This is a genomic window from Bacillus sp. DB-2, from assembly GCF_003315125.1.
In the GTDB taxonomy this organism is placed as follows: domain Bacteria; phylum Bacillota; class Bacilli; order Bacillales; family Bacillaceae_G; genus Bacillus_A; species Bacillus_A mycoides.
Window position 1 is genome coordinate 1 of sequence record NZ_QNRN01000003.1, and the last position, 11,539, is coordinate 11,539.

The following is an 11,539-nucleotide window of genomic DNA, read 5'->3' on the forward strand; positions in this document are numbered from 1 at the left end:
ATGTATTAGGCACGCCGCCAGCGTTCATCCTGAGCCAGGATCAAACTCTCCAATAAAGTTAGTTTGTCTAGCATCTAAAAATAAAAATTGACGTTTCACGTTGTTTGTTTCGTTTAGTTTTCAAAGTTCAACATCGCGTTTCAGCGACTTTTATAATATATCATAGTATATTATTTTCGTCAACAAGTTTTTTTCGATAACTTGTATCTCTCATTTGCTGACTTTTCCTATTATATACACTTTCCTATTGCTATGCAAGTATTATTATAAAAAAATAAGAGGGGGAGAAATCCCCACTCTTACTCTTCAGAAGAATCCTCTTCATTAGATTCTTCTTCTTCATCTTTTTGCGCTTTTGCTACTGTCGCTACCTCTTGCTCATCTTCTAATCGAATTAGACGAACACCTTGTGTATTACGTCCCATTTGAGAAATTTGATCAACCGGCATACGAATAATAACGCCTGCTGCTGTAATTAACATAATGTCTTCTTCGCCTGTTACAGACTTAACCGCTACTAACTTACCGTTTTTATCTGTAATATTACAAGTCTTCAGACCTTTACCACCACGACTTTGCAGGCGGTATTCATCAATCGGTGTACGCTTTCCATAACCATTTTTCGTTACAATTAGAACATTTACATCCTCTTCGACAATTTCCATACCTACAACTTGATCTTCATCACCTAATGTAATTGCTTTTACGCCAGCCGCATTACGTCCCATTGAACGCACATCTTGCTCATTGAAACGAATTAACATACCGTTACTTGTCCCAACGATAATATCCTTATCACCAGATGTTAAGCGTACAGAGATTAATTCATCCTCTTCACGAAGAGAAATTGCAATTAAACCATTTGTACGTATATTGGCAAATGATGAAAGTGGTGTTCTCTTAGAGATACCTTGTTTCGTTGTAAAGAATAAGAACTGGTCGTCACCAAATTCACGAATTGGAATAATAGCGTTGATCCACTCACCCTTATCTACCCCTAATAGATTAATAATCGGTATACCTTTTGCTGTACGACTATACTCTGGAATTTCATATCCTTTTGTACGGTATACTTTACCCTTGTTTGTGAAGAATAAAATATGATCATGAGTAGACGTTGTTAATAAATGTTCAACAAAGTCATCATCATTCGTACCCATTCCTTGTACACCACGTCCCCCACGGTTCTGTGTTTTGTACGTAGAAGCCGGTAACCTCTTAATATAACCATTATGAGTAAGCGTAATTGCGATATTTTGTTCTGGGATTAAATCTTCATCCTCTATAGCTTCCATACCGCCAATTGTAATTTCTGTTCTTCTCTTATCATTAAAACGCTCTTTTACTTCAGCTAATTCCTCGCGAATAATTTCAAGAACTTTTTCTTCGTCTGCTAAAATTGCTTTTAACTCTGCAATTATCTTCATTAAATCTTGATATTCTTGTTCGATTTTTTCGCGTTCTAATCCAGTTAAACGTTGCAAACGCATATCTAAAATCGCTTGCGCTTGTTTCTCACTTAAGCCGAAACGTTCCATTAAACCTTGTTTTGCAATATCAGCTGTTTTTGAACTACGGATTAAAGTAATAACTTCATCAAGATGATCTAAAGCAATTCGTAAGCCTTCTAAAATATGAGCACGCGCTTCTGCTTTCTCTAATTCATAAGCAGTACGTCTACGAATCACTACCTTTTGATGCTCTAAATAATAATATAGATTTTGTTTTAAATTTAAGACTTGTGGCTCTCCATTTACAAGAGACAACATATTAATACCGAAGCTTGTTTGGAGTGCTGTATGTTTATATAGATTATTTAATAGTACATTGGCATTGGCATCACGACGTACTTCCATAACAATACGCATACCATTTCGATCTGATTCATCACGTAAATCTGTAATACCTTCAATTTTCTTATCACGAACTAGTTCTGCGATCTTTTCAATTAATCGCGCCTTATTAACTTGATAAGGTAGTTCTGTTACGATAATAGTTTGTTTACCATTTGCTTTCTCTTCAATTTCAACTTTAGCACGAAGTATAATAGAACCGCGACCTGTTTCGTAAGCTCTTCGAATTCCACTTCGCCCTAAGATTAAACCTGAAGTTGGGAAGTCTGGCCCAGGAATATATTCCATTAATTCCGCGATAGTGATATCAGGGTTATGACTTAATGCCAACACACCATCAATTACTTCTCCAAGTTGATGCGGTGGAATGTTTGTTGCCATACCAACCGCAATACCCGTCGTACCATTGACTAATAAGTTAGGGAAACGCGCTGGTAATACAACTGGCTCTCTTTCAGAACCATCGTAGTTATCTTGATAATCAATTGTATTCTTTGTAATATCGCGTATTAATTCCATAGAAATCTTAGACATTCTTGCTTCTGTATAACGCATTGCTGCCGCTGAATCTCCATCAACAGAACCGAAATTACCATGTCCATCAACAAGCATGTAACGTTGACTAAAATCTTGTGCCATACGTACCATTGTTTCATAAACAGCTGAATCACCGTGCGGGTGATACTTACCAATTACTTCGCCGACAATACGCGCCGACTTCTTATATGCTTTATCAGCTGTAATTCCTAAATCATTCATCGCATATAAAACCCTACGATGAACTGGTTTTAATCCATCACGAACATCTGGTAATGCACGAGACACGATAACACTCATTGCGTAATCTAAAAATGAGGTACGCATTTCATGACTAATATTAATTTCTCGAATTCGTGCTTGTTGTTGATTGTCTGACATCAACGAGCACCTCCTCTTACATTTCCGTTACACATACATTGATTTATATGTAGAAGACAGGAATACTTAGATTCCTGTCATTACTTACTTAAATATCAAGGTTTTTCACGTATTTTGCATTTTCTTGGATAAAGTTACGACGCGGCTCTACTTTATCACCCATCAAAATTTCAAATGTTTCATCCGCTTCAATTGCATCTTGAAGGGAAACTTGAAGTAACGAACGTACTTCTGGGTCCATTGTCGTCTCCCACAGCTGAGTTGGATTCATTTCCCCTAGACCTTTATAACGCTGAATCCCAGGCTTAGGTTGAGCTGGTAATTCAGCTAGTATTTTTTCAAGTTCTTTATTGTTATAGGCATATTGAATTTTTTTACCTTGTTGTACTTTAAACAACGGTGGCTGTGCGATATATATATATCCACACTCAATGATTTGACGCATATAACGATAGAAGAACGTTAATAATAGGGTACGAATATGTGCACCATCAACATCGGCATCTGTCATAATAATAACTTTATGATAGCGAGCTTTTTCAATAGCAAAATCCCCACCAATATTTGTACCGATTGCTGTAATAATTGTACGAACTTCATCATTTGATAAAATCTTATCTAAGCGTGCCTTTTCAACGTTAATAATTTTACCCTTCAGTGGTAAAATCGCTTGAAAATGACGATCGCGTCCTTGTTTTGCAGATCCGCCCGCAGAGTCACCCTCCACGATATAAATTTCGCTAATTGCTGGATCTTTAGAAGAACAATCAGCTAGCTTCCCTGGTAAACTTGAAACTTCTAGAGCACTCTTTCGGCGCGTTAGTTCACGAGCCTTTTTAGCCGCTACACGTGCACGTGCTGCCATAGTCCCTTTATCTATAATTTTACGTGCAACATTGGGATTTTCTAGTAAGAACTTTTCAAACGCCTCTGAGAATACAGACTCTGTAATCGTTCTCGCTTCACTATTTCCAAGTTTCGTCTTTGTTTGTCCTTCAAATTGTGGATTTGGATGCTTAATTGACACGATTGCTGTTAAGCCTTCACGAACATCTTCACCAGTTAAATTACTATCCGCATCTTTTAAAATATTATTTTTACGACCATAATCGTTAATTACACGTGTTAGAGCAGTCTTAAAACCTACCTCATGTGTACCGCCTTCATACGTATGAATATTATTTGTAAATGAATAAATATGATTTGTGTAGCCTTCGTTATATTGAAGAGCAACCTCAACCTGAATCCCATCTTTTGAACCGTCAACATATACAGGTTCTTCATGAATCGGTTGTTTTGAACGATTTAAATGTTCAACATATGATTTAATTCCACCTTCATAATGGAATTCTTTCTTTTGCTTATGTTCACGCTTATCTTCAATTGTTAATTTAATATTACGATTTAAAAACGCCAACTCACGCATACGAGTCGCTAATGTATCAAATTCGTATTCTGTCGTCTCTGTAAAAATTTCTGAATCTGGCTTAAAGCGTGTGATCGTTCCTGTACGATCAGTTTCACCTATTACTTTTAAATCTGCAGCCGGGACCCCACGTTCATATTTTTGATAGTGTATTTTTCCATCTCGATGTACAAATACCTCTAATTCTGTTGATAAAGCATTTACAACAGATGCACCTACACCATGCAAACCACCAGAAACTTTATAACCACCACCGCCAAATTTACCACCGGCATGGAGTACCGTCATAATAACTTCTACAGCGGGACGTCCCATTTTTTCTTGTATACCAACAGGGATACCACGGCCATCATCTGTTACAACAATACTATTATCTTCTTCAATACTGACATTAATTTCATCACAATATCCTGCTAAAGCTTCATCAATACTGTTATCAACAATTTCCCATACGAGGTGATGAAGACCTTTTCCACTTGTAGAACCGATATACATACCAGGACGCTTTCGAACTGCCTCCAGTCCTTCTAACACCTGAATCTGACTTTCATCATATGCATTTTCCTGCATTTGCTTTTGTTCCATTGACACAAAGATCACCTACTTTTCCATTTAAACAGAAATTATTTTCTGTCTATTTCACAATCTACCGTGCCGTTCGTTACATGAATTGTTTTCGCTTCTTTCAATGTTTCGTGTTCAATTCCCTCGACACTCGTCGTTGTCACAAATGTTTGTACTTTTCCTTGAATTGTATTTAGCAGATGCGATTGACGATAATCATCTAATTCTGATAACACATCATCTAGTAAAAGAATTGGATATTCCTTAACCTCTGAGTATATCAATTCAATTTCAGCCAATTTTAGGGATAGTGCGGTTGTTCGTTGTTGTCCTTGTGAACCAAAGACTTGAACATTTTTACTATTAACGAAGAATTGTAAATCATCACGATGAGGACCAAGTAAAGTTGTACCACGAAAAATTTCACGTTGTTTCACAGATTGAAAACTTTCATAGTATACTTCTTTTATTTTCGACAAATCCATTGATTCTGATACATCTACACTTGGTTTATAAACGATTTCTAACTCTTCTAATCCCCTGCTAATTCCGCGATGAATTGGAGCAGCCCATTCTTGTAGTAAATGCAAAAACTCAAAACGTTTTCGCAAAATTTTTGCACCATGCTCAATAAGTTGAAGTGTAAATACATCCAACATCGTTTCCTCGTTTTTACTATTCCCTTGCATCTTCTTAAGTAAATGATTTCGTTGCGTGAGTACCTTTTGATATTGACTTAATTCATACAAATAGACCGGAGCTATTTGTCCAAGTTCCATATCCAAAAAGCGTCTTCGTACTTGAGGGCTTCCTTTTACAAGATTTAAATCTTCTGGGGCAAACATAACAACATTCATTTCACCAATATACTGGCTCAATTTTTGTTGTTCTAACTGATTTAACTTTGCCTTTTTACCTTTTTTTGAAATATTTAATTCTAAGGATACTGAACTATTTCGCCTTTGTAATCTACCTTTTATATTACCATAATCCTCATCCCAACGGATGAGTTCACGATCGTTCGAAGTTCTATGAGATTTCGCCATCGCCAATACATAAATAGCTTCCATCAGATTCGTTTTCCCTTGCGCATTTTCACCAATAATTACATTGACTTTATCCTCAAAGGAAAGCTCTAAATGCTCATAATTGCGATAGTTTTTTAATTGTATTTCTGTAATAAACAAAGGGATCCCCCTTTATGCCTGAACTTGGAAAGTTCCGCTTCCCGGAATTTCAACAATATCATTTGCATATAACTTTCGGCCTCTTCTATTTTCAAGTTCTTGATTCACGTATACTTCATATTCTTGTAAGAACCATTTCACAGCGCCACCTGTATCAATTACATCAGCTAACTTTAAAAATTGTCCTAGTGTAATGTATTCTGTTGAAATCTTAATAAGTTTCATAAAATCGCTCACTTTCTGAAAGTGTTCATTCTTTCATTGTACTAAATAAACTAGCATTAGGAAAGTAATACCCCACAAATCAAATAAGGGTCACTAGTACCTTTACACTAGCAACCCTTAATCCTTACTTAGTAAGTACGGACTGGTAAAATTAATTGGATAATGGAATCATCATTTACTGTGCGAATTAAAAACGGTCTCATCGCTCCAGTAAAACTAACTTTAATTTCTGTACTGTCTAAAGCCTTTAATGCGTCCATCATATATTTTGCACTAAAAGATATTTTTAATTCTTCTCCATCTACATTTTCACATTGAACCTCTTCTACTACTTTTCCGATTTCTGGTGCATTCGAAGAAATCTCTAACATCTGTTGTTCTAATGTCGATAATTTAACAACGTTGTTACGACCATCTCTTGCTAACAACGACGCACGATCAATCGCTTGTAAAAATTCTTTTGTATTTACAAATATATCAGTTTTACTTTCAGCTGGAATTAAACGCGTTGTATCTGGATAATTTCCTTCTAATAATCTTGAGAAGAATAATAAATGTTTTGTACGGAATAATACTTGATACTCCGTAATAACGATATCTACCATTTCTTCAGATTCATCTAGAATTTTACTTAATTCACTTAAGCTCTTACCAGGAATAACGACATTCGCTTGAAATTCATCGGCAATATTATACCCTTCGATTTTTGCTTTACGAAGTGCTAGTCTGTGACTATCTGTTGCAATACAAGTTAGCTCGCTGTTATATACCTTCCAGTTTACACCTGTCAAGATCGGTCTTGTTTCAGAACTTGAAACTGCAAATACTGTTTGACGAATCATGTGCTTTAATAAATCTGTTGGAATCTTAAATACATGATGTTCTTCGATTTGTGGTAATAACGGATATTCAGCAGCATCTAAACCATTTAAGTTGAACTCTGATTTTCCAGATTTTATTTTTGTCATAAAATGATTTTCCACAGAAATTTCGACAGTTTCTTTAGGTAATTTTTTTACGATCTCACTAAAATATTTTGCTTGTAAAATAATACTTCCTGATTGTTTAATTTCCACAATTTCTTTTCCAGCATCTTCGACTGGGATAAATGATTCGATAGAGATGTCTGCATCACTACCTGTTAAAGTAACCCCTTCTTCAGTTGCTACAACTTTAATCCCTGTAAGAATTGGAATTGTTGTACGAGAAGAAACTGCCTTCATTACATCTTGTACACTTCTTACAAGATAGTCTTTTTGTATTGTAAAACGCATAACGAAAAACCTCCGGTAAGTATAAGATTTTATTTATTTAATAAAGATAAAAAAGTAATAGTAATAGTAATAGGGCTTGTGGATATGTGGATAACCCTGTTTAAAGATGTAAAAACAGTCTATCTACATGTGGATAGACTGTGCGTAAAATAAGCTAAGTTATTCACACTATTCAGCTACTACTATTTTAAAATATCCTTAACTTCTTCAACGTGTTTTTGTAATTGAGTATCCGTTTTTAATAGCTTCGAAATTTTTTCGTGAGCATGGATTACTGTTGTATGATCGCGGCCACCAAATTCTTCACCTATTTTTGGCAAAGATGAGTCCGTAAGTTCACGTGATAAATACATCGCAATTTGGCGAGGGAATGCAACGGATTTTGTCCGTTTTTTTGCTTTGAAATCTTCTAATTTTACTTGATAGACGCCCCCAACAGCTTTTTGAATATCAGAAATAGAAATAATTCTAGGTATAGAGTTTGGAATAATATTTTTAAGCGCTTCAGCCGCTAAATCAGCATTCATATCTTTATTAATTAAAGATGAATAAGCTACAACTCGAATAAGTGCACCCTCTAGTTCACGAATATTTGAATCGATTTGATTTGCGATATAAAGCATAACTTCATTTGGTATATCAAGACCTTCTGCTTTTGCTTTTTTACGTAAAATTGCGATTCTAGTTTCTAAATCTGGTGGCGTAATGTCCGTAATTAACCCCCATTCAAAGCGAGAACGAAGGCGATCTTCTAAAGTTGGGATTTCTTTTGGTGGTCTATCACTTGAAATCACAATTTGTTTACTTTCTTCATGTAACGCATTAAATGTATGGAAAAACTCTTCCTGTGTTTGTTCTTTTCCCGCAAGAAATTGAATATCATCTATCAATAAGACATCTACATTACGATATTTATTACGAAAATCGACAGCTTTATTATCACGAATTGAATTAATAAATTCATTTGTAAATTTTTCAGATGATAAATATACAACTTTTGCATTTGGGTTGTGTTCAATTACATAATGCCCAATTGCGTGCATTAAATGTGTTTTTCCAAGTCCAACGCCCCCGTAAATAAAGAGCGGATTATAGGCTTTAGCTGGTGCTTCAGCTACAGCTAAAGAAGCAGCATGTGCAAAACGATTACCAGAGCCAATAACAAATGTATCAAATGTATATTTTGGGTTTAACATACTCTGTGGTAAGTGATTAGACTCATCATGTGCGTGTTTTTGCTTAACAGAAGGGAGATCTATATCCTCTTCTGCCTGACTTTGGGGAATGATAAAACGAATAGCTAGTTTTGCCCCTGTTAAATCATAAAGTGTTTCGGAGATTAGTTCCGAATAGTGAGATTCTAGCCAGTCACGAGCGAATTCATTTGGAGCTGTAATAGTTAATACATCTTTTTTTAAGTTATGAGCAGTCGTTGATTTTAACCATGTTTCATAACTTGGCTTGCTTACCTTTTTTTCTAATTCTTTTAAGGCACTATTCCATAAATCAGAGATATTTTCCAAAGGTGTCCCTCCTTTACAAAGATGGTAAAAGAATAAGGTTGCGCAACAATTGTACAACCTGTAAATATTTCTAATGCATATTTATACGAAACGTATTTTAAAATATAAAAACGTCGTTAGTATCCGAGATAGAGTTTTCGACAAAATAACAAATGTGGACAACTATTTACCCACATGTGATTTAAACTATCCACATGTTATACACAAATTGTGGATAAAATAAAGATGTGGAAAACTTATTCAAAGTGAAAACACAACTATAATATCAAAAAAAAGCAGCTATAGCAATGAATTTAAGAAAGTTATCCACAAAATCAATACCTTGTGGAATAAACTTGTCCACAACACGATATACTGTGTAAAAGCAAAAAAAGGGTTTGTGGATATAAAAAAGAGAAAAAATATTTATCCACAAGGAAATATAGGGACTGTGAAAAAGTATGTGAATAGGTTGAAAATGAATATTTGATGAAAATTTCGAGAACCATTGACATTTTCCTATTTGATTTACTATAATTTATTAGACTGTCTTTAACAGATATTCCTCAGGGAGGTGTCATATAATGAAAAGAACTTACCAACCAAATAAACGTAAGCGCAGCAAAGTACATGGTTTCCGCAGCCGTATGAGCACAGCAAACGGACGTAGAGTGCTTGCAGCTCGTCGTCGTAAAGGAAGAAAAGTATTATCTGCGTAGACCACTGAACGTTCAGTGGTCTTTTTTTCTAATAATAATGAGTTTCCGCTGATGAAATACAGGAGTGTCAAATGATATGAAGAAAAAAAATCGTATAAAAAAGAATGATGAATTCCAGGCTGTTTTCCAAAAAGGACAATCAAATGCCAATCGCCAGTTTGTTGTATACAAATTAGATAAAGAAAAACAGCCGCATTTTCGCATTGGTCTTTCTGTTAGTAAGAAAATAGGAAATGCAGTAGTGCGTAATCGAATTAAGCGTATGATTCGCCAATCGATTATAGAATTAAAAGATGAGATAGATTCTGGAAAAGATTTTGTTATAATAGCAAGGAAGCCTTGTGCAGAGATGACATATGAAGAGTTAAAGAAAAGCTTAATTCATGTCTTTAAACGCTCTGGTATGAAAAGAATAAAAAAGTAGCGTAAGGAAATGAATTACACTATATACATACCGAAACAAGGAGGAGCAGGCTTTGAAAAAGAAAATAGGTTTATTAGCCATGGTTATTATGTTAATGGCAATCGCTACCGGTTGTAGTGAAACAAATCAGCCGATTACACCGAAAAGCACTGGGATTTGGAATGAATATTTCGTATACCCGCTTTCTCAGTTAATCACGTATTTTGCAGAATTATTTGGTAGTAATTACGGTTTAGCAATCGTTGTTACAACTCTTATCATTCGTTTTGCATTATTACCATTAATGATTAAACAAACGAAGAGTACGAAAGCAATGCAGGCGTTACAACCAGAAATGGTGAAATTAAAAGAGAAATATAGTTCTAAAGATCAAGCAACACAGCAAAAACTACAACAAGAAATGATGCAGTTATATCAAAAGAATGGTGTAAACCCATTAGCAGGATGTTTACCAATATTTGTTCAGATGCCTATTTTATTCGCGTTTTATCATGCGATTATGAGAACAACAGCAATTAGTGAACATACATTTTTATGGTTCGATTTAGGACAGGCGGATCCGTTCTATATCCTTCCAATTGTTGCAGCTATTACGACTTTTATTCAGCAAAAGCTTGCAATGGCAGGAACGGCTGGACAAAATCCGCAAATGGCAATGATGATTTGGCTTATGCCAATTATGATTTTAGTCTTTGCAATTAACTTCCCAGCAGCACTATCATTGTACTGGGTAGTTGGTAATATCTTTGGTATCGCTCAAATGTATATGATCAAAGGGCCTGAAATTAAGGCTAGTAAGGCAGGAGGATCAAGCAAGTGAGTATGATTACTGCTAAAGGACAAACAGTCGAGCTGGCAGTACAAGATGCTTTAAGACAATTAAATGCTTCGAAAGATCGAGTAGATATAAATATTATCGATGAGGGTAAGAGGGGATTCCTAGGTTTATTTGGGAATCGCCTCGCTATAGTAGAAGTTGTATTGAAAAAAGATCCAATCCAAGAATGTGAAGAATATTTAAAAAATGTTATTCAAAATATGGGTGTGGAAGTTGAGATTAGAAAAATTGTAAAAGGACGCGAAGTTGAATTTACAATTTTTGGTGAAAATATGGGTTTTTTAATTGGTAAAAGAGGGAATACGTTGAATTCTTTACAGTATTTAACAAAACTTGTTGCGAACCGTAATACAAAGCAATATATTGGTATTACACTGGATGCTGAAAACTATCGTAGTAAAAGAAAAAATACGTTAGAATCTCTTTCCTATCGATTAGCAAAACAAGTAGTGAGTACGAAAAAAAGAGTTGTTCTAGAACCAATGCCTTCTTTCGAACGAAAAATTATTCACCAAGCATTATCTAATCATCAAAATATCATTACAACTTCTGAAGGGAAAGAACCACATCGGTATGTTGTAATATCTTCCAAGTGACCGGTTACTCAAT

Annotated in this window: 10 protein-coding genes; 4 read left to right on the forward strand and 6 right to left on the reverse strand. The window is 35.2% G+C overall.

Annotated elements, in window-relative coordinates; translation table 11 throughout:
* Positions 1 to 299: 299 nt before the first annotated feature.
* From gyrA to dnaA, 6 genes are all read right to left on the reverse strand, one after another.
* On the reverse strand, positions 300 to 2,771 hold the full coding sequence (gene gyrA / locus DET63_RS05540; RefSeq protein WP_002016488.1) for a DNA gyrase subunit A: 2,472 nt from the start codon (positions 2,769 to 2,771) through the stop codon (positions 300 to 302).
* A gap of 88 nt (positions 2,772 to 2,859) precedes the next feature.
* Positions 2,860 to 4,782 (reverse strand): DNA topoisomerase (ATP-hydrolyzing) subunit B, encoded by a 1,923-nt coding sequence (gene gyrB, locus DET63_RS05545; protein WP_002034986.1) that lies wholly within the window; start codon positions 4,780 to 4,782, stop codon positions 2,860 to 2,862.
* 38 nt (positions 4,783 to 4,820) lie between these two features.
* The gene (gene recF / locus DET63_RS05550) at positions 4,821 to 5,948 is read right to left on the reverse strand and encodes a DNA replication/repair protein RecF (RefSeq protein WP_002016486.1); all 1,128 of its coding nucleotides are present in this window, start codon (positions 5,946 to 5,948) and stop codon (positions 4,821 to 4,823) included.
* Between the two features lie 12 nt (positions 5,949 to 5,960).
* Complete coding sequence (yaaA, locus tag DET63_RS05555; protein WP_002016484.1) at positions 5,961 to 6,173, reverse strand: S4 domain-containing protein YaaA; 213 nt, start codon at positions 6,171 to 6,173, stop codon at positions 5,961 to 5,963.
* Positions 6,174 to 6,301: 128 nt separating this feature from the next.
* A complete protein-coding gene (gene dnaN / locus DET63_RS05560; RefSeq protein WP_002016482.1) occupies positions 6,302 to 7,447 on the reverse strand; it encodes a DNA polymerase III subunit beta in 1,146 nt (381 codons plus the stop codon).
* Positions 7,448 to 7,629: 182 nt separating this feature from the next.
* Positions 7,630 to 8,970, reverse strand: coding sequence for a chromosomal replication initiator protein DnaA (dnaA, locus tag DET63_RS05565; protein WP_002016481.1), 1,341 nt, complete (start codon positions 8,968 to 8,970; stop codon positions 7,630 to 7,632).
* A 563-nt stretch (positions 8,971 to 9,533) separates the two neighbouring features.
* Here dnaA and rpmH point away from each other — a divergent pair.
* From rpmH to jag, 4 genes are all read left to right on the forward strand, one after another.
* Positions 9,534 to 9,668, forward strand: coding sequence for a 50S ribosomal protein L34 (rpmH, locus tag DET63_RS05570; RefSeq protein ID WP_002068706.1), 135 nt, complete (start codon positions 9,534 to 9,536; stop codon positions 9,666 to 9,668).
* Positions 9,669 to 9,744: 76 nt separating this feature from the next.
* Positions 9,745 to 10,092, forward strand: coding sequence for a ribonuclease P protein component (gene rnpA / locus DET63_RS05575; protein ID WP_002089963.1), 348 nt, complete (start codon positions 9,745 to 9,747; stop codon positions 10,090 to 10,092).
* Positions 10,093 to 10,144: 52 nt separating this feature from the next.
* Positions 10,145 to 10,912, forward strand: a complete 768-nt coding sequence (spoIIIJ, locus tag DET63_RS05580) for a YidC family membrane integrase SpoIIIJ (RefSeq protein ID WP_002089960.1) — start codon at positions 10,145 to 10,147, stop codon at positions 10,910 to 10,912.
* Entirely contained in the window at positions 10,909 to 11,526 is a 618-nt protein-coding gene (gene jag, locus DET63_RS05585; RefSeq protein WP_113936107.1) for an RNA-binding cell elongation regulator Jag/EloR, read from the forward strand. Before spoIIIJ ends, jag begins: the two co-directional genes overlap by 4 nt.
* Positions 11,527 to 11,539 lie beyond the last annotated feature (13 nt).